Source organism: Allobosea sp. Tri-44, from assembly GCF_004123845.1.
Lineage (GTDB): Bacteria > Pseudomonadota > Alphaproteobacteria > Rhizobiales > Beijerinckiaceae > Allobosea.
The window spans coordinates 386800-404915 of the sequence record NZ_NBDP01000019.1; the positions used below are offsets into that span (position 1 = coordinate 386800).

Sequence of the window (18116 nt, forward strand, 5' to 3'; positions counted from 1 at the left end):
CCAGGGCTCCTGCCTATGGTCCGGCCGCTTCACAATCTGCCTGACAGCCCAGAGCTTCGATGACCGACGAGATTTCCCGCGAGGCGCTGCACGACATCCTGCGCGGCGTCGCGGCGCTGACCGGCGATGCGATTGTCGCCGACCTCGCCCGGTTGGTCGGCAAGGGCGTCCGGGCCGACATCTCGATCGCCTTCAATCCCAAGCAGATCGCCTCCAAGCGCTGGCTGGTCGAGACACTTGCCGAGGTCCTGCCGAAGCCGGATCGGGCTGTCTGGGTGCTCGGCGCTTGGCATGGTGTGCTTGGCGCCATGCTCCTGGCCGATGACCGGCTGACGATTCCGCAGCTGGTCAGCCTCGACATCGACCCGGACTGCGCGCCGGTGGCGGAGATGTTGAACCATCGCCATGTCGCGACCGGCCGCTTTCGGGCGGCGACGGCTGACATGCTGAGCCTCGACTTCGAGCGTGTCGAAGGCGGGCTTCCGGGGCTGGTGATCAACACCAGCTGCGAGCATCTCGACGATGTGCCCGGCTGGATCGCCAGCCTTCCCGAGGGGTTGCCGCTGCTCCTGCAATCGAACGACTATTTCCGCGAGCCGGACCATCGCAGCTGCGTGCCCTCGCTCGAGGCCTTCAGGGCGCAGGCCGAGCTGTCGGAGCTGTGGTTCGCTGGCGCGCTGCCGACGAAGAACTATACCCGTTTCATGCTGATCGGCCGCAGATGAGCACGGGTGAGCCCACCGGGCCGGCGGTTGCGATCGCGATGAAGGGCTATCCGCGCCTGTCGGAGACCTTCATCGCTCAGGAACTGCTCGGCCTGCAGCGGCTCGGCCTGTCCTTCGCGATCTGGTCGCTGCGCCATCCGACCGATGGTGCGCGGCACCTGATGCATCGCGAGATCATCGCGCCGCTGCACTATCTGCCGGAATACCTGCATGACGACTGGCCGCGCGTCGTGCGCGGCATCGTCCGCGCTTTTGCGCGACCGAGTATTGCCCGCCTGCTCGGCGTCTTCCTGCGCGACCTCGCCCGCGACCGCACGCGCAACCGGCTGCGCCGCTTGGGCCAGGCCTGCGTGATGGCTCGTGAACTGCCGGCTGGAACCCGGCATCTCCATGTCCATTACCTGCACACGCCGGCTTCGGTGATCCGCTATGCGGCGCTGAGCCGGGGCCTAAGCTGGTCGTTCTCCGCCCATGCCAAGGACATCTGGACGACGCCCGACTGGGAGAAGCGCGAGAAGATCGGCGATGCGCGCTGGGGCGTGACCTGTACCCGCGACGGCCATGCCGAGCTCGCGCGTCTCGCCGACCGGCCGGATAAGGTCGCGCTACTCTATCACGGGCTCGACCTCTCGCGCTTCCCGGCGCCGCCCGAAGCCCGTCCATCGCACGATGGTTCTGATCCGGTCGACCCGGTATGCTTCCTCACCATCGGGCGGGCGGTGGCGAAGAAGGGTTTCGACGATCTGCTCGCGGCGCTGGCGATCTTGCCGGCGGATCTGAACTGGCGGCTCGTCCATATCGGTGGCGGCGAGATGCTTGCGGCACTGAAGGCGCAGGCCGAGGCGCTTGGTATCGCGGCGCGGATCGAGTGGCGTGGGGCGCAGGCGCAGGACGCGGTGGTCGCCGCGCTACGCGAGGCCGATCTTTTTGTGCTGCCGTCAAAGCAGGCGGAGAATGGCGACCGCGACGGCTTGCCGAACGTGGTGATGGAGGCGGCGAGCCAGGCCCTGCCGATCGTCGCGACCGATTTCGCCGGCATCCCGGAATTCGTCCAGCATGGCCGCGAGGGGCTGCTGCTGCGGCCGGGCGATGTCTCGGCCTTGGCCAAGGCGCTGGAGGGGTTGAGCCGCGATCCGCAATGGCGCGGGAAGCTGGGAGCGGCGGCTTTCGCCCGGCTCGGGACCGAGTTCTCGACGCAGGCCGGTCTGGAGCGGGTCCACCGGGCATTGCTGGCGGCCGTCGCGGGCAGGGACGATGGCGCGCCATGAGCGCACGCATCCTGATCGCGGTCACGCATCTGCTCGGCATCGGCCATCTCGTGCGGGCACGGCAGTTGGCACGGGCGCTGGCCGGGGCGGGACATGAGGTTACGCTCGCCAGCGGCGGCATGCCGGACGGCAAGGCGCCGACGGATTATCGCTTCGTGCAATTGCCGCCGGTGCGCACCGAAGGCACGGATTTCCGCAATCTGTTCGACGAGCGCGGCCAGGCCGCAACGCCGGAGCGACTTGCCGCGCGGCGGAAACAACTCGCAGCTCTGGCGCAGGAGCTTTCGCCCGACATCGTCGTGACCGAGCATTTCCCCTTCGGCCGGCGCCAGCTTGCGGGCGAGTTCCTGGCGCTGCTCGAGGCGGCAAAGGTGGTCAATCCGCAAGCGCTCGTGCTGTCGTCGATCCGCGATGTGCTGGTCGCACCGCAGCGGCTGGACCGGCTCGCCGAGGTAGCCGAGCGGATCGCGACGCAGTTCGACGCGGTGCTCGTGCATGGCGATCCGCGCGTTCTGCCGCTCAAAGCCTCCTGGCCGATGACGCCGGAGATCGCCGGCAAGCTGGTCTATACCGGCTACCTGGCGGCATCAGCACACGGCCCTCATCCTGAGGAGCCGCGCAGCGGCGTCTCGAAGGATGCTCCAGTTGGTTTCGGAGCCTCCTGGAGCATCCTTCGAGACGCCATCTCTGACGAGATGGCTCCTCAGGATGAGGGCTCAAAGGGGAAGGCTGGTACAATCCTCGTCTCCGGCGGGGGCTCGGCGGCAGCCTTGCCGCTGTTCGAGGCGGTGCTCGCGGCGGCGCGACTTCTGCCGGCACGACCCTTCCACCTCCTGGTCGGCCGCGGCGTCGCCGAGACCGATTTCGCCAGGCTGCGACAATCGGCTCCGGCCAATGCCGTCATCGAACGGGCACGGCCGGATTTCCCGGCGCTGCTCGCCGGCTGCGCACTTTCTGTCAGCCAGGCAGGCTACAATACGGTGCTCGACCTGTTGCAGGCCGGGCGGCCGGCATTGTTTATCCCCTTCGATGCAGGCAACGAGACCGAGCAGGCCTTGCGTGCTGCGGCGCTGGAACGGGCTGGGCTGGCGCGCGTCGTGACCCTTGCCGAAGGTCCGCAGGCTTTGGCTGCTGCGATCGAAACGGCGCTGGCGCGAGGGGCTCCACCGGCCGCGAGGATCGATCTCGACGGCGCGGCGGGCACCGTCGCAGCGATAGCAAGACTGCTCGCAAGCCGCTCCTGAGCCGTGCGCGAATGCATGCCGGCGAAGGGTCGGCATGCCTCTTGCGAATTGCCGCTCCGCCGCTTTCGATCTAAGGAAGTTCCACACGCCTCCCTTTCGGTCGGCTCCAGGACACCGGATCTTCTGCCGGCCCCTGTCCTGCGCCCGGAGAAGAACGATGACAACGACGACTGCCTCCGCCCCCGGAATGCCGGACATGAAGTTGTCCGTGCGTCAGGTCTTCGGGATCGACAGCGATCTGGAGGTGCCGGCCTATTCCAAGCCCGAGGCGCATGTTCCCGACTTCGATTCGGATTACCGTTTCGACCGCGACACCACGATCGCGATCCTCGCCGGCTTCGCCCATAACCGCCGCGTGATGATCTCGGGCTATCACGGCACAGGCAAGTCGACCCATATCGAGCAGGTCGCGGCCCGGTTGAACTGGCCCTGCGTCCGCGTCAATCTCGACAGCCATGTCTCGCGGCTCGACCTCGTCGGCAAGGATGCGATCGTGCTGAAGGAGGGCAAGCAGATCACCGAGTTCCAGGACGGCATCCTGCCCTGGGCGCTGCAGAACAACATCGCGCTCGTCTTCGACGAATACGATGCCGGCCGCCCGGACGTGATGTTCGTGATCCAGCGCGTGCTCGAGCAGTCGGGCAAGCTGACGCTGCTCGACCAGAAGCGCGTCATCCGCCCGCACCCCGCTTTCAGGCTCTTCGCCACCGCCAACACGGTTGGCCTCGGCGACACCTCGGGCCTCTATCACGGCACCCAGCAGATCAACCAGGGCCAGATGGACCGCTGGTCGATCGTCACCACGCTGAACTACCTGCCTCACGACAACGAGGTCGCGATCGTGCTCGCCAAGTCGAAGCACTATCAGGCCTCGCCGGAGGGCAAGGACATCGTCAACAAGATGGTCCGCGTCGCCGACCTGACCCGCAACGCCTTCATGAACGGCGATCTCTCGACCGTGATGAGCCCGCGTACCGTGATCACCTGGGCCGAGAACGCGGCGATCTTCGGCGACATCGGCTTCGCCTTCCGCGTCACCTTCCTCAACAAGTGCGACGAGATGGAGCGCACGCTGGTGGCGGAGTTCTTCCAGCGCTCCTTCGGCAAGGAGCTGCCGGAGAGCGCGGTCAACGTCGTTCTGAGCTGAAGCATGTTCCGCAAAAGTGGATCCCACTTTTGCGATCGGAACGCGCTCAACTAATTGGGAGACCGGCCATGGCGCAGTACGAAGGGTCCTGTCATTGCGGACGGGTCGCCTATGAGGTCGAGGCCGACCTTGCCAAGACGATCACCTGCAACTGCTCCTATTGCCAGCGCCGCGGCTCGGTGCTGGCCTTCGCCCCAGCGACGAACTTCACCCTGACCAAGGGCGAGGATGCGCTGACCGAGTACCGCTTCAACTCGCAGAAAATCCAACATCTGTTCTGCGAGGCCTGCGGTATCGAATCCTTTGCCCGCGCCAACGCGCCGGACGGCACGCCGACCATCGCGATCAACGTGCGTTGCCTTGCCGGCGTCGAGCCGACCGAGCTCACGTCGATCCAATATGACGGACGGGCGCGCTGAGGGAGCCCGCCGGTGAGCATCGCCGCCGAGAGCAAGCGAGCCACGATCCAGCGCGAAGCGGATTTTGCCGCGACGCGTGAGGTCGTCCTGCGCGGTCTTGCCGCGCATAACGAGTCCAGGGTCGGGCCGCGGAATGCGCAGCCATTGGCGTTGAGCTTGCGCGATGAGAGCGGCGCCATGGTCGGCGGTCTCGTCGGCGAGCTCAAATGGCAGTGGCTCTATGTCGATCTGTTCTGGATCGACGAGGGCCATCGCGGCGCCGGCCATGGCGAGGCGCTGCTGGCAATGGCCGAGCAGGCGGCGCGCGACTACGGCGCACGCGGCGTCTATCTCGGCACGATGAGCATCCAGGCGCCGGGCTTCTATCCCCGCATGGGCTATCGCGAATGCGGTCGCATGGACGACTATCCGGTCGCCGGCCAGACGTTCCATCATTTCATGAAGGCGCTATGAGCATCTCCAACCGCAAGCCCGGAACCCCGAAGGAAGCGCCGGCCGAGCCGCTGAAGCGGGCGGTTTCGGGCGCGATGAAGGCGATCGCGCGCAAGCCGGAGATGGAGATCGTCTTCGCCGCCGACAAACCTTCGCTGGTCGGCGAGCGCGCCCGCCTGCCGGAGCCGCCGCGCAAACTCACGGCTGGCGATATCGCGATCCTGCGTGGCCATGCCGATTCGATGGCGCTGCGCCTCGCCTGCCATGATGCTGCGGTCCACCGCCGGGCCGCGCCCGAAGGCGATGCGGCCCGGGCGGTGTTCGACGCGGTCGAGCAGTCACGGGTCGAATGCGTCGGTTCTCGTCGGATGAGCGGCATGGCCGGCAATATCTCGGCGATGCTGGAGGACCGCTATCATCGCGGCGGCCGCTATGAGGAGATCACTGACCGGGCCGATGCGCCGCTCGAGGATGCGCTCGCCCTGATGGTGCGCGAGCGCCTGACCGGCCTGAAACCGCCGAAGGCTGCCGAGAAGCTGGTCGAACTCTGGCGCGAGCAGATCGAGGCCAAGGCCGGTGGCGATCTCGACCGGCTGGCCAAGGCGATCGAGGACCAGCGTGCCTTCGCCCGTACCGTGCGCGACATGCTGGTCTCGCTCGATATGGCCGAGCAGAGCAGTCAGGGCGACGAGTCCGATGAGGATGAGGACGACCAGGACCAGTCCTCCGAGGAGCAGCAGCAGGAAGAAGGCGAAGCCGAGCAGCAGAGCCAGGGCGAGCGCTCCGAGACCGAGACCAGCGAGGACGCTGCCGAGGAGCTGCAGGAGGGCGCCTCCGAGGCTGCCGACGCGCCGGCCGGGGACTGGGACGAGGAAGACGAGAACTCCGAGGCCGAGGAGGCCGGCGAGGCGCCGCGTCCGCGCGACAGCCGCGCCAACGACCGGCCGCAGACCGACTACAAGCCTTACACCCAGAAGTTCGACGAGATCGTCACGGCGGAAGAGCTCTGCGACGCCGAGGAGCTGACGCGCCTGCGCGCCTATCTCGACAAGCAATTGGCGCATCTGCAGGGCGTCGTCGCCCGGCTGGCGAACCGCCTGCAACGCCGGCTGATGGCGCAGCAGAACCGCTCCTGGCAGTTCGATCTGGAGGAGGGTGCTCTCGATCCCTCGCGCCTGCCGCGCATCATCATCGACCCGTTCCAGCCGCTCTCCTTCAGGCAGGAATCGGACACGAATTTCCGCGACACGGTGGTGACGCTGCTGATCGACAATTCCGGCTCGATGCGCGGCCGGCCGATCACGGTCGCGGCGACCTGCGCCGACATCCTGGCGCGGACGCTGGAGCGCTGCGGCGTCAAGGTCGAGCTGCTCGGCTTCACCACCCGCGCCTGGAAGGGCGGGCTGTCGCGCGAGAGCTGGCTGCAATCGGGCAAGCCGGCCAATCCCGGCCGCCTCAACGATCTCCGGCACATCATCTACAAGGCGGCAGATGCCCCGTGGCGGCGGGCGCGCAAGAATCTCGGCCTGATGATGCGCGAGGGGCTGCTCAAGGAGAACATCGACGGCGAGGCGCTCGACTGGGCGCATAAGCGCCTGCTCGGCCGGCCGGAGCAGCGCAAGATCCTGATGGTGATCTCGGACGGCGCGCCGGTCGACGATTCAACGCTCTCGGTCAATGCCGGCAGCTATCTCGAGCGGCATCTGCGCCACATCATCGCCGAGATCGAGACGCGCTCGCCGGTCGAACTGATCGCGATCGGCATCGGCCACGACGTCACGCGCTATTATCGCCGCGCCGTCACCATCGTCGATGCCGAGGAGCTCGGCGGCGTGATGACCGAGAAGCTGGCGGAGCTGTTCGAGGAGGACGCTGCCGCCGGATCGGGCTCGCGAGGCTCGCGCCGCCTGCAATGAGTCTGAGCCGCCGCAGCATCATCGCCGGCCTCGGCGCGGCGGCTCTCAGCCTGCCCGCGCGGGCGCAGAGCCTCGAGCCGGCGCGCGTCCCGGTCAGTATCTCTGCGCGGCCGATCGTGAGCTTCGAGCCCGGCAATGCCGCGAAGACCCGCTTCGGGCAGCTGATCTTCCGCGGCGGGCTTCAGCTTTCGGGCAGTCATCCCCGCTTCGGCGGCTTCTCGGGGCTGTGGCGCTCGCCCGATGGGGCGCGGATCGTCGCCATCACCGACAACGGCTTCTGGCTGACGGCCAAGCTCGCACGCAGCGCCGGCAAGCTCAGCGGGCTGGAGGAGGCCGAGCTCGCGCCGATCCTCGGAGCGTCCGGGAAGCCGCTGCATCGCTCGCGCTATTACGACACCGAATCGCTCGCTATGCAGGGTGGCATCGCCTTCATCGGCGTCGAGCGTGCCCATGACATCCTGCGCTTTGATTTCGCCCGCCATGGCGTCGAGGCGCGGGCGCAACTCGTGCCGACGCCGCCGGCGCTGAAGCGTCTGCCGAGCAATCGTGGGCTGGAGGCGCTCGGTGTGCTGCCGGTCGGCCATGCGCTCGCCGGGGCGCTGATCGCGATTTCGGAGCGCTCCGGCCGCGAGGACGAGCCGACCACGGGCTTCATCATCGGCGGGCGCCAGCCGGGGACGCTGCAGGTGATCCGCCGCGACGGCTACGACATCACGGATCTCGCCTTCCTTCCGGGCGGCGACATGCTGCTGCTGGAGCGCTGGTACAAGCCGCTGCGCGGCGTCGGCATGCGCATCCGCCGCATTACTGGCGGTACGATCCGGGCAGGCGCGCAGCTGGACGGACCGCTGCTGATCGAGGCCGATCTCGGCCAGGAGATCGACAATATGGAGGGGATGGCCGTCCACCAAGAGAACGGGCGGACGATCGTCACTCTGATCTCGGACGATAATTTCTCGACTTTCCTGCAGCGGACGGTGCTGCTGGAGTTCGAGCTGGCGCAGTAACAGCGCACGTCATGCTTGAGCGGGATGAGGCTCAACCGTCATGCTCGCCCTTGCGGCGAGCATCCACGTCTTGACCACCGCATTGCAGGAAGGAAGACGTGGATGGTCGGGACAAGCCCGACCATGACGGAAGAGCCCAAACGAAAAAAGCGGCCTTGCGGCCGCTTCGTTCAATCCCGAGGGGAAAGCCCGCTCAGTTGGCGGCGAGCTTCTTCTCGATGTCGCGCTTCAGCGTCAGCGCGCCCGGCGAGAGCTCACCGGCCGGAGCCTTGACGAGGAAGGCGTCGAGGCCGCCGCGATGGTCGACGGTGCGCAGCGCGTTCGCCGAGACGCGCAGGCGGACCGAGCGGCCGAGCGCATCGGACTGCAGCGTGACGTTGACCAAGTTCGGCCGGAAGACCGTCTTGGTCTTGCGGTTCGAGTGGCTGACGAGGTGGCCGGTCTGGGTGGCTTTCCCGGTCAGTTCGCAACGGCGGGCCATGATCGTGTTCCCAAAATCTCCGAATGCTCAACGCAAATTGCCGACACGCGACGTGCCGGCAGGCAAGCACCGGAAGTCAAATTGAAGTGGCGGGTCTATAGCCGCCGGCTGGCGGGCCGTCAAGGCACGTGCGCGGAAACGCCTGCGGAAACATCTCGGTAACCATTATCCCGCCAAGCTGGCGCGAGCCAGTCACGATTCGGACCGAATCTCAGTGCATGCGACGCCCTTGGTCGCGCCCGGAGCCTGCGCAATGAAGCTCGCTTTGCCGTCTGCCAGCAGCGCCCGCCTCGCGGCGCTGATGCTTGCATTGTCGGCGCCGGCCGCGCAGGCGGCCTCGCTCGACGCGACCTATGACGTCTCGCTGCTCGGCCTGTCTCTCGGCAAGGCCAACCTGTCCGGTGGTATCGACGGCGGCAGCTACAAGCTCGACGCCAATGCGAAGCTGACCGGGCTCGTCGGCAGCTTCACCGGCGGGCGCGGCTCGGGCGCGGCGACCGGCAACCTCAATGGTGGCAGGCTCTCGCCGGCGACCTTTGCCGTTTCCTCGGCCAATTCCAGCGAAAGCCGCACCGTGCGCATGGCGCTCGACCGCAACGCCGTGCAGGCGCTGGCGATCGAGCCGCCGATCGATGCCAAGCCCGATCGCGTCCCGCTCAAGGACGAGCACCAGCGCAACATCATGGACCCGCTCAGCGCCTTCCTGATGCCGGTCGAGGTCTCGGGCCGCGGCAGCGGCGCGGCTGCCTGCAATCGCACGCTGGCGATCTTCGACGGCGCGGCGCGCTACGACATCAAGCTGAGCTATTCCGGCACGCGCGAGATCAAGATCGACGGCTATAGCGGCCCGGTCTCGGTCTGCCAGGCGCGCTATGTTCCGATCGCCGGACACCGCACCTTGCGGCCCTCGACCAAGTTCATGGCCGAGAACAAGGAAATCTCGACCTGGCTCGCTCCCGTCGCCGGGACGAACATGATGCTGCCGGTGCGCATCTCGGTGAAGACGATGATCGGCACCGCGGTGATCGAGGCCTCGATCTTCAAGGTCGATCCGGGCGTGACGGCGACGACGACGCGGAACTGATTTCGAGCGGGAAGGGCGTCGGTTCGTAATACGCTTCGAGACCGAGCCTCGTGATCAGCTCGCGCTCCCATTCGTGTAGCAGAGCGATCAGTGCCGGCCTGTCGCCGGCTTCGAGCAGGGGGTCGGCGCGGTCGGTGGTCTTCCGCCAGATGCGTCCCCAGTAGGATTCAGGGTCGCGAGCGCAGCGCTCATGCAGCGCGCGGCATTTCATCCGAGCTGTGTCCAGATCGCCGCGGGCGATGTCGATGCGGATGTCGGTGTCGACATGATCGGCCAGTCGGCTTGTGATGAAATCTGCCTCTGTGACCAGTCGCACGAAATCGTCGAGAGTTTGTGTGTCTCGGATGCACGGTAAAATTTGCTCATTGACGCAAGCGATGAACCTTTCGTCAATGTCGGGTCTGGACCAGAACCAGAATTGATGTGTTCCTGGTACAAACCATTTTTCCCATTCGAGAGTGAATCCTGTGCTAAAAGTAGGGCAAAACTTCCAGATCACTCGAAAATGATCTGCTTCTGATGTACGCAATACATCGATACGATTGATGACGTGCTGGATCGTGCGGTGGAAAGTTTGCCATTCTTTCTGAACAAATTCATTTTGCGGCCCAGTCAGCGGTCTCACAAGTCTGTTGATCTGACGGATCGTCGTCATCGCGTTGGCCTGATTTCAGTTACGACAATGCGACGGACGCCAGTGAATCGCTTGTAGACAGTTCCTGCAATTTCGGCCGCACGCTCCGGAGACAGGCCAGCTTTGCCGGTCTTGATATCATAGACGCACACGATTCCGTTGTGGCGCTTCTCGTAGACATCGATGCGGAGCGAATTCAGTGATCCATAGGGGGCTTCATCCGGCTTTCCCTCGTACTGGCTCTTAAGAAAGGAACGCTCTGCCCGAAAATTCGGATCGCCGAGGTTTTCGACCTGCCATTTCAAGTTGGAATGAACCGCTGTTCCGAATTCTGCTGCTGAACGGTAGCTGTTGCGCGGGCCGACTGCATCGACGGCCGCATCGGTTCGGCTGCGCACTTCTTGGAAGCGTGGGCAGGCGCGATCGACCTCGTCCTCTCGAAGTTGGCCGACGAAGCTCAGATCGATTGCGTCGGGGCTGGGGGCATAGTCCCCGGCATTGAAGCCCAATACCGCCTGCAGACCGTCGAGTTTGTTGCGAGCCGAGAGCCAGTTGAACAGGGTCAGGGCGGATGTGATCGTGGTTTCGGCGAGAGCCGGCCCGCCGGGGCGTGATGGGTTCCGCGCCTCTTGTACCGTCGCCTCACGCTCCGGCCCCCGCTCGGACCAGGTCGAGCGGGACACCACTTGGCCATTAGGCCGGCCGTCTCGGATCGTCTGGCTGCGATCGGAGGTCTCGAAGGTGGTCTTGCCGCCTTCGGGCAAAGTGACGGTGTGGCGCTCGTCCCAATCGCTGCGGCGGCCGGGTTCGGCAAATTCGGACTGGATGGTCGAGCCGTCGCGATTGACGATAGCGCGTTCGGCCAGCGAGCCGTCCGGGCGCGCCGCATCCTGATAGAAGGCCCAGTTCTCCTCGCTGCTCGTATCGGCGACGACGTCGCTGAAGCTCAGTGCGGTCGCCAGGGCATTGCCGAGATCACCCAGCCAGTCGGTGCCCGTCAGCGTCGGATCGCCGCCGCCTCCGCCGCTGGTCCATTGCCCGCCACCTGCGCTGCCGGCCGGCACGCGTGGCTGGTCGGGATTGTATTTGCGGGCGAGCTCGTGCCGGAGCAGCCGCGTCTGCGCCTTCAGCGAAACGAGTTTGCGGCGCAGAAGAACGATCTCGCGCCAATGTGCGTTGTCACTGGCTGAACGATGTAGCTGGTCCGGCATGGCGTGCTCCCTGGTCTGGAGCGCGCCATTCTGAGGCCGCCGGAACCGCCGGGGATAAGATCGTCTTCTATCCCCGCCTGCGTTTCAGCCACGGTCCGACCAGCACTGCATGGAGGCTTTGCCGTTCGACGAATTGCGGGAGGTCCGGGTGAGGGGATAGCCTTTCCGGCGATTCGCATTCGGAGCCGTCATGTCCAGCGATTTCGCCTTGCCGCCCGACCTCAGGCATCGCCAGGTCGTCGTGCGCGACACCGTTTTGCATGTCGCCGAGGTCGGCGATGGGCCGGCGGTGCTTCTGCTGCACGGCTGGCCGGAATTCTGGATGAGCTGGCTGCCGCTGATGAACCGGCTGCATGGTGAATTCCGGCTGATCGCGCCTGATCTGCGCGGCTTCGGCGACAGCGGGAAATCGGTGGGGCCGCGCAGCGATGTCGGCGCCAACAGTCATGCCGACGACATGGCGGCGCTGCTGGAGGGGCTCGGCCTTAGCCGGGTCGGCGTCGTCGGCCATGATGTCGGCGCCTATGTCGCGCAGGGACTGGCGCGGCGCCATCCGCAGCGGGTCGAGAAGCTCTTGTTCTTCAACTGCCCGACACCGAGCGTCGGCTCGGCCTGGGTCCGCGACGGCCATGTCAACGAGATCTGGTACCAGTCCTTCCAGCAATTGCCGCTGGCCGAGCAGTTGATCGGCTCCAGTCGCGAGGCCTGCGCCCTCTATCTCGGGCACTTCCTGACGCATTGGTGCCATCGCAAGGATGCCTTCGCGCCGGTCTTCGACCTTTGGGTCGAGAATTTCATGAAACCCGGCAATCTGCGCGGCGGTTTCGACTGGTATCGCAGCCAGAACGCGGCGCGGATCGCCGCGATCGACGGCCATCCGGCGCCGTCCGTGCCGATCCATCAGCGCACAAGGGTGCATTGGGGCCGGCACGACCCAATCCTGAAGGCCGACTGGTCCACCTTCCTGTCGCATTATTTCGACGATGTGGAAGTGAGCTTCTGCGAGAGCGCCGGCCATTTCGTCCATATCGAGGCGCCCGACGAGGCGGCGCAGGTCTTGGGCGAGGTCTTTGGGGACTGATGGCAGGTCACTTGCGGCAATCGTCGCCGATCCCTCTCGTCTTCCCGCGTGGCGCGCCTACATAGGCGAGAGCGGCCTCGCGCGCGTAAGTCGGCGAAGGATGGTCAATGAGGGCGATTCAAAATCTTGTGGTTTTTGAATCGCTTGCCGCAATATCTCGCCGTGAACGAAACCTGATTCTGTGGGAGTCAGCGATTCGACCCCGCTTCGTTCCGGACTCGTTCTGTTCACGAATCGGGTTGCTTTTACGCCGCCCGACTCGATAGGGCTCGCGGCCGCCCAGACTGCAGGAAAGCTCCAGCGTCTTGATCCAACCTCGTTCCCTTCCGCCTTCGCTCCGCGCCCGCGGTGTCACGGCGGTGCTCGGCCCGACCAATACCGGCAAGACCCATCTCGCCATCGAGCGGATGGTCGCGCATCCGACTGGGATGATCGGCTTGCCGCTGCGCCTGCTGGCGCGCGAGGTCTACAGCCGAGTGGTCGACAAGGTCGGCCCGCAGGCGGTCGCGCTGATCACCGGCGAGGAGAAGATCAAGCCGGAGCGGCCGAGCTTCTGGGTCTGCACGGTCGAGGCGATGCCGCGCGACCTCGCGGTCGATTTCGTCGCCATCGACGAAATCCAGCTCGCAGCCGATCTCGACCGTGGCCATGTCTTCGCCGATCGCCTCCTCAATCATCGCGGTCGCGAAGAGACGATGCTGATCGGCGCCGGCACGATGAGGCCGCTGATCGAGCAGCTGATCCCCGGCGTCAACGTCGTCTCGCGTCCGCGCCTGTCGAACCTCTCCTTCGCCGGTGACCGCAAGATCACCCGCCTGCCGCGGCGTTCGGCGATCGTCGCCTTCTCGGCCGAGGAGGTCTATGCCATCGCCGAGTTGATCCGGCGGCAGAAGGGCGGCGCGGCGGTGGTGCTGGGGGCGCTCTCGCCGCGCACGCGCAATGCCCAGGTCGAGATCTACCAGTCGGGCGATGTCGACTATCTCGTCGCCACCGACGCGATCGGCATGGGGCTCAACCTTGATGTCGACCACATCGCCTTTGCCGGCGACAGCAAGTTCGACGGCCATCATTATCGCAAGCTCAACCCGGCCGAGTTCGGCCAGATCGCCGGGCGAGCCGGCCGGCATCTGCGCGATGGCACTTTCGGTACGACCGGACGCTCGCCGCCCTTCGAGCAGGAACTGGTCGAGGCGATCGAGGACCATCGCTTCGAATCGATCCGGCAAGTGCAATGGCGCAATTCCGATCTCGATCTGCGTTCGGTTCCCGGCCTGATCGACAGCCTCAACCTCCAGCCGCAGGAGCAGGGGCTGACCCGCGCCCTGATCGCCGAGGATATGACGACGCTGGAAATCCTGGCACGCGATCAGGATGTCGCGCGGCTGGCGCAAGGCAAGCCGGCCGTGACACGGCTCTGGGAGGTCTGCGGCCTGCCCGATTACCGTAAGATCGCACCGATGCAGCATGCCGAGCTGGCGACAACTTTGTATCTGCGCCTGATGCGACATGGCCGGCTCGATCCGGACTGGTATGCTGGCCAATTGGCCGCCCTCGACCGCGTCGATGGCGAGATCGACACGCTCTCGGCCCGCATCTCCCAGGTCCGAACCTGGACCTATGTTGCCAACCGGCCGGACTGGTTGCTCGATCCAGAGCATTGGCAGGGGGTGGCGCGTCTTGTAGAGGACAGGCTGTCGGACGCTTTGCACGAACGGCTTGCCAGCCGATTCGTCGATCGGCGTACGAGCGTGTTGATGCGTCGCCTGCGGGAGAATGCAATGTTGGAGGCCGAAGTCACCGCGACCGGCGATGTCCTGGTCGAGGGTCAGCATGTCGGATTGCTGCAGGGCTTCCGTTTCACGGCCGACCCGAAGGCGGGTGGGCCGGAAGCGAAGGCTCTGAATGCTGCGGCGCTGAAAGCGCTGGCCGGCGAGCTCGAGGCACGCGCCTCGCGCGTCGTGCTGGCCGGCGACGATGCCTTCGTGCTGTCGCATGATGGGTTGGTCCGCTGGATCGGCGAGCCTGTGGCGCGCCTGACCGCCGGCGAGAAGGTGCTGGAGCCGCGCCTGCGCCTGATGGTCGACGACCATCTGCCGGCACAGGCCCGCGAGCAGATCGAGAATAGGCTGTCGGCCTGGCTCAAGCATCACGTCACCAAGCTGCTCGGCCCGCTCCAGATCCTCGAGAATGCCGAGAGCGCCGCCGGCATTGCTCGCGGCATCGCCTATCAGACGGCCGAGGCGCTCGGCGTGCTCGAGCGCGCCAAGGTCGCCGAGGAGATGAAGACGCTCGACCAGGAAGGTCGTGCGGCGCTGCGCCAGCTCGGCATCCGCTTCGGCGCTTTCCACCTTTATGTCCCGGCCCTGCTGAAGCCGGCGCCGCGGGCGCTCGCCGCCCAGCTCTGGGCGCTGAAGCACGGCAATCCCGAGGCGGCCGGGCTCGACGACATCTCTCATCTTGCATCGTCGGGACGAACTTCGTTTCCGGCTAACAAGGACATCCCGAAAGGTCTCTACCGCGCTGCGGGCTACCGCGTCTGCGGCGAGCGGGCGGTGCGCGTCGACATTCTGGAGCGGCTGGCGGATCTGATCCGGCCCGCGATTGCCTATCGTCCGGGCCTGACGCTCGGCCAGCCGCCGGTGGGCGCTGCCGATCAGGACGGTTTTGTCGCCACCGGCGCGATGACCTCGCTCGTCGGCTGCGCCGGCGAGGATTTCGCCTCGATCCTGCGCTCGCTCGGCTATGTGTCGGTGAAGCGTCCGGGGCCGGCGATCACGGTCGCGCTCGCGGCTGCGCCGGCCCCTGTCGCCGCCTCGGCGTTGGAAGTTGAGGCGCCGGCGGCTGACACGGCCCTGGCGACCGAGCAGGTCGACGCGTTGAACGAAGAGCCCTTGTCCGATGGCGAGGTCGCGACCGAAAGTTCCGACAACGCGGCACCGGCGGGCGAGACGGCTGATGCCCCGATCCTGACCGATGCGGAAATCGCTGCCGCTCCGGCCGAGGAGGAGGCAGCCAGCCCGGTCGAGCCCGTACCAGCCGATGCGATGTCGATGCTGGTGCTGCCGAGCGACGAGCCGGCGCTGGAAGCCACGGCTCAGGCCGAGGCCGAGACAGCGGCGGCCGAGCCTGCAGCAGTTGTCGAGGTGGCCCCGCCGGCCGAGCCGGAGCTGATCGAGGTCTGGCGCCCGCACCGCCATCAGGGCGGGCGGCGTCCCGAGCAGGGACAGCGTGGCCGCCGGCCCGACCGTCGCCCCGGCGCTGCCGAGGCCACTCCCGCTGCGGAAGGCGGCGAGGGCAAGCCCGGCGGGCAGCGTCCGAACCGGAATCGCTGGCGCGAAGGGGGCTGGAACGGCCCGCGTCCGGCTGGTGGCGAGGCTAAGCCCGCGGCACAGGAGGGGGCTGGCCGCAGTGCCCAGCAGGGCCGCGACGGACGCCCGGACCGTGGCCCGCGGCCGGAGTTCAAGCGCGATGGCGGCCGCCCCGGCGGCGGTCCGCGTCGCGACGAGCGCGGCGGCAAGGAGCAGCGCTTCCAGCAGCCGGCCCGGCCGCGCCCGGCCGAGCGCCAGCCCGATCCGGATTCGCCCTTCGCCAAGCTCCTGGCCCTGAAGGCCCAGCTCGAGGGCAATGACGGGCGCAAGAGCTGAGGTCCAGCTAGCTCCGGGGTATCGCTTGCGGGACGACCGGCAACGCCTCGACAAATGGCTCTGGTTCGCGCGTTTCGCGCGAACCAGGCCTGCTGCCGTGCAGCTGGTGGAGGAGGGGCATGTCCGGGTTGCAAGCAAGCGCGTCGCGAACCCGGCGCTCGGCCTCAAGCCGGGCGATGTGCTGACGCTCGCTTTGCCGCACGCAACGCTGGTGGTGCGTGTGACCGCGTTTGCCGCCCGGCGTGGTTCCTATGAGCAGGCGCAAACGCTATATGAGGTCCTGAGCGGCCCCGAGCGCGGCGATGCGCCGCTTGCGCCGGACGAGCCTGCGGGATAGAGCGCGTGACAGATGTGGCGAGCGCTGGCACGCCCGCGAAAAATCTTCTCGAAACGCTCGTTTCGATGGAAGTTCGATTTCGTTTCCGGTCGTGACAGGGCCTTGAAACATTCTCTCGACCGGCTCTAAAAAGCGCCGGCCGATCGGAAGGACAGCGTCATGACCTATGTGGTCACCGAGAACTGCATCAAGTGCAAGTACATGGACTGCGTCGAGGTCTGTCCGGTCGACTGCTTCTATGAAGGCGAGAACTTCCTCGTCATTCATCCCGACGAGTGCATCGACTGCGGCGTCTGCGAGCCGGAATGCCCGGCCGAGGCGATCAAGCCCGACACCGAGCCAGGTCTCGACAACTGGCTGCAGCTCAATGCGAAATTTGCCGCGAGCTGGCCCAACATCACACAGAAGAAGGACAGCCCCGCCGACGCCAAGGAGTTCGATGGCGTGCCGGGTAAGCTCGAGCTTCTGTCGCCGGAGCCCGGTGAGGGCGACTGAATCTTACCCTACGTCAGGCGGCGATTGCAATTAGCCATGGCCGGCCGCGATGCGGCCCGGCAGCGTTTGCATTCCGTTTACCTTTGATTCGGCGCGATATTTGTGGTATCCACAAGCTACAGTCGAGTTCGTTCCGCCTGCCCCTGCGAGGTCACACAAACGGGGCACCCCCTGAGACGACAGCAACGCAACACCGGTCAGAATGCCCGGCGTGTCGTTGTCTTCGTGTCTGGTGGTCCGCAAGAAACAATCGGCTGAGGGAGCGTGTTGCGCTGGGAGAGAGGCCAGAAGGCTTTCCCCTTCGTTTCAGGCAGAGAGCCGCCGGTCATCCCGGCCAGCGGCTGAAAGTCGCGTCTCCGCATCTTGCGGAGAGTTATCAGGAGTCGAAACGGCATGTCCACTGCGAAGAAGGCTGTTGTGCGCCATGGTTTCAAGACGGGCGAGTTCGTCGTCTACCCGTCTCATGGCGTCGGTCAGATCACGGCGATCGAGGAGCAGGAAGTCGCCGGCTTCAAGCTCGAGCTGTTCGTCGTCAGCTTCGCCAAGGACAAGATGACCCTCCGCGTTCCCACCGCCAAGGCGGCGAGCGTCGGCCTGCGCAAGCTCGCCGATGGCGAGATCGTCGGCAAGGCGTTGTCGACCTTGACTGGCCGCGCCCGCGTCAAGCGCACCATGTGGTCGCGCCGGGCCCAGGAATACGAAGCCAAGATCAATTCGGGCGATCTCGTCGCCATCGCCGAGGTCGTGCGCGATCTCTATCGCTCCGAGGCGCAGCCCGAGCAGTCCTATTCCGAGCGCCAGCTCTACGAGGCGGCGATCGATCGGATGACCCGCGAGATCGCGGTGGTCGAGGAGATCACCGAGACCGAAGCACTGAAGAAGATCGAGGGCCAGCTCGCCAAGTCGCCACGCCGCGCCGGCAAGGGTGAGGCCGCTGAGGCGGCCGAAGCCGAAGAGGGCGACGAGGACCTGCAGGAAGAGGCCGCCTGAG

The 18116-nt window shown here is 66.2% G+C and carries 17 protein-coding genes; 14 read left to right on the top strand and 3 right to left on the bottom strand.

The genetic code is table 11. The features are described from left to right. Positions 1-59: 59 nt before the first annotated feature. The 8 genes from B6S44_RS14085 to B6S44_RS14120 all read left to right on the top strand — a co-directional run bounded on the left by B6S44_RS14085 (position 60) and on the right by B6S44_RS14120 (position 8158). Positions 60-725, top strand: a complete 666-nt coding sequence (locus B6S44_RS14085) for a class I SAM-dependent methyltransferase (protein WP_129157503.1) — start codon at positions 60-62, stop codon at positions 723-725. Further along, positions 722-1993 carry a glycosyltransferase gene (locus tag B6S44_RS14090; protein WP_129157504.1) on the top strand — a complete coding sequence of 424 codons (1272 nt, stop codon included), beginning with the start codon at positions 722-724 and terminating at the stop codon, positions 1991-1993. The genes B6S44_RS14085 and B6S44_RS14090 overlap by 4 nt, the downstream gene beginning before the upstream one ends. After that, positions 1990-3237 carry a glycosyltransferase family protein gene (locus tag B6S44_RS14095; protein ID WP_129157505.1) on the top strand — a complete coding sequence of 416 codons (1248 nt, stop codon included), beginning with the start codon at positions 1990-1992 and terminating at the stop codon, positions 3235-3237. Before B6S44_RS14090 ends, B6S44_RS14095 begins: the two co-directional genes overlap by 4 nt. A gap of 157 nt (positions 3238-3394) precedes the next feature. Further along, the gene (gene cobS, locus B6S44_RS14100; RefSeq protein WP_129157506.1) at positions 3395-4384 is read left to right on the top strand and encodes a cobaltochelatase subunit CobS; all 990 of its coding nucleotides are present in this window, start codon (positions 3395-3397) and stop codon (positions 4382-4384) included. Positions 4385-4452: 68 nt separating this feature from the next. Further along, on the top strand, positions 4453-4803 hold the full coding sequence (locus tag B6S44_RS14105; RefSeq protein ID WP_129157507.1) for a GFA family protein: 351 nt from the start codon (positions 4453-4455) through the stop codon (positions 4801-4803). A 12-nt stretch (positions 4804-4815) separates the two neighbouring features. Beyond that, complete coding sequence (locus tag B6S44_RS14110; RefSeq protein WP_129157508.1) at positions 4816-5256, top strand: GNAT family N-acetyltransferase; 441 nt, start codon at positions 4816-4818, stop codon at positions 5254-5256. Beyond that, on the top strand, positions 5253-7151 hold the full coding sequence (gene cobT / locus B6S44_RS14115) for a cobaltochelatase subunit CobT (protein WP_129157509.1): 1899 nt from the start codon (positions 5253-5255) through the stop codon (positions 7149-7151). The genes B6S44_RS14110 and cobT overlap by 4 nt, the downstream gene beginning before the upstream one ends. Next, positions 7148-8158, top strand: a complete 1011-nt coding sequence (locus tag B6S44_RS14120; RefSeq protein WP_129157510.1) for an esterase-like activity of phytase family protein — start codon at positions 7148-7150, stop codon at positions 8156-8158. Before cobT ends, B6S44_RS14120 begins: the two co-directional genes overlap by 4 nt. 193 nt (positions 8159-8351) lie before the next feature. On the opposite strand, the gene rpmB is transcribed toward B6S44_RS14120, so the two are convergent. Then, positions 8352-8639 carry a 50S ribosomal protein L28 gene (rpmB, locus tag B6S44_RS14125; RefSeq protein ID WP_129157511.1) on the bottom strand — a complete coding sequence of 96 codons (288 nt, stop codon included), beginning with the start codon at positions 8637-8639 and terminating at the stop codon, positions 8352-8354. Between the two features lie 253 nt (positions 8640-8892). Between rpmB and B6S44_RS14130 the strand changes: the two genes are divergently transcribed. Beyond that, positions 8893-9723: a DUF3108 domain-containing protein gene (locus B6S44_RS14130; RefSeq protein ID WP_129157512.1), complete on the top strand. Its 831-nt coding sequence runs from the start codon at positions 8893-8895 to the stop codon at positions 9721-9723. Here the strand turns inward: B6S44_RS14130 and B6S44_RS14135 are convergent. Then, on the bottom strand, positions 9680-10378 hold the full coding sequence (locus B6S44_RS14135; protein ID WP_129157513.1) for a hypothetical protein: 699 nt from the start codon (positions 10376-10378) through the stop codon (positions 9680-9682). The genes B6S44_RS14130 and B6S44_RS14135 overlap by 44 nt on opposite strands. Next, positions 10375-11568 (bottom strand): hypothetical protein, encoded by a 1194-nt coding sequence (locus B6S44_RS14140; RefSeq protein ID WP_129157514.1) that lies wholly within the window; start codon positions 11566-11568, stop codon positions 10375-10377. The genes B6S44_RS14135 and B6S44_RS14140 overlap by 4 nt, the downstream gene beginning before the upstream one ends. Positions 11569-11758: 190 nt before the next feature. Between B6S44_RS14140 and B6S44_RS14145 the strand changes: the two genes are divergently transcribed. From B6S44_RS14145 to B6S44_RS14165, 5 genes are all read left to right on the top strand, one after another. Next, positions 11759-12649, top strand: coding sequence for an alpha/beta fold hydrolase (locus tag B6S44_RS14145; protein WP_129157515.1), 891 nt, complete (start codon positions 11759-11761; stop codon positions 12647-12649). A gap of 308 nt (positions 12650-12957) precedes the next feature. Continuing rightward, positions 12958-16293 (top strand): helicase-related protein, encoded by a 3336-nt coding sequence (locus B6S44_RS14150; RefSeq protein WP_129157695.1) that lies wholly within the window; start codon positions 12958-12960, stop codon positions 16291-16293. After that, positions 16274-16630 carry an RNA-binding S4 domain-containing protein gene (locus B6S44_RS14155; protein ID WP_349236371.1) on the top strand — a complete coding sequence of 119 codons (357 nt, stop codon included), beginning with the start codon at positions 16274-16276 and terminating at the stop codon, positions 16628-16630. The genes B6S44_RS14150 and B6S44_RS14155 overlap by 20 nt, the downstream gene beginning before the upstream one ends. A 159-nt stretch (positions 16631-16789) precedes the next feature. Beyond that, positions 16790-17125, top strand: a complete 336-nt coding sequence (gene fdxA, locus B6S44_RS14160) for a ferredoxin FdxA (protein WP_126115113.1) — start codon at positions 16790-16792, stop codon at positions 17123-17125. 393 nt (positions 17126-17518) lie between these two features. After that, entirely contained in the window at positions 17519-18115 is a 597-nt protein-coding gene (locus B6S44_RS14165; RefSeq protein ID WP_129157517.1) for a CarD family transcriptional regulator, read from the top strand. Position 18116: the final 1 nt, after the last annotated feature.

Excerpts from the sequence above, each read along its gene's own strand:
- B6S44_RS14140 (WP_129157514.1), bottom strand. The coding sequence starts at position 11,568 with ATGCCGGACCAGCTACATCGTTCAGCCAGTGACAACGCACATTGGCGC.
- B6S44_RS14130 (WP_129157512.1), top strand. The coding sequence starts at position 8,893 with ATGAAGCTCGCTTTGCCGTCTGCCAGCAGCGCCCGCCTCGCGGCGCTG.
- B6S44_RS14085 (WP_129157503.1), top strand. The coding sequence starts at position 60 with ATGACCGACGAGATTTCCCGCGAGGCGCTGCACGACATCCTGCGCGGC.
- rpmB (WP_129157511.1), bottom strand. The coding sequence starts at position 8,639 with ATGGCCCGCCGTTGCGAACTGACCGGGAAAGCCACCCAGACCGGCCAC.
- fdxA (WP_126115113.1), top strand. The coding sequence starts at position 16,790 with ATGACCTATGTGGTCACCGAGAACTGCATCAAGTGCAAGTACATGGAC.
- B6S44_RS14145 (WP_129157515.1), top strand. The coding sequence starts at position 11,759 with ATGTCCAGCGATTTCGCCTTGCCGCCCGACCTCAGGCATCGCCAGGTC.
- B6S44_RS14090 (WP_129157504.1), top strand. The coding sequence starts at position 722 with ATGAGCACGGGTGAGCCCACCGGGCCGGCGGTTGCGATCGCGATGAAG.
- B6S44_RS14165 (WP_129157517.1), top strand. The coding sequence starts at position 17,519 with ATGTCCACTGCGAAGAAGGCTGTTGTGCGCCATGGTTTCAAGACGGGC.
- B6S44_RS14105 (WP_129157507.1), top strand. The coding sequence starts at position 4,453 with ATGGCGCAGTACGAAGGGTCCTGTCATTGCGGACGGGTCGCCTATGAG.
- B6S44_RS14155 (WP_349236371.1), top strand. The coding sequence starts at position 16,274 with ATGACGGGCGCAAGAGCTGAGGTCCAGCTAGCTCCGGGGTATCGCTTG.
- B6S44_RS14095 (WP_129157505.1), top strand. The coding sequence starts at position 1,990 with ATGAGCGCACGCATCCTGATCGCGGTCACGCATCTGCTCGGCATCGGC.
- B6S44_RS14120 (WP_129157510.1), top strand. The coding sequence starts at position 7,148 with ATGAGTCTGAGCCGCCGCAGCATCATCGCCGGCCTCGGCGCGGCGGCT.
- cobS (WP_129157506.1), top strand. The coding sequence starts at position 3,395 with ATGACAACGACGACTGCCTCCGCCCCCGGAATGCCGGACATGAAGTTG.
- B6S44_RS14135 (WP_129157513.1), bottom strand. The coding sequence starts at position 10,378 with ATGACGACGATCCGTCAGATCAACAGACTTGTGAGACCGCTGACTGGG.
- cobT (WP_129157509.1), top strand. The coding sequence starts at position 5,253 with ATGAGCATCTCCAACCGCAAGCCCGGAACCCCGAAGGAAGCGCCGGCC.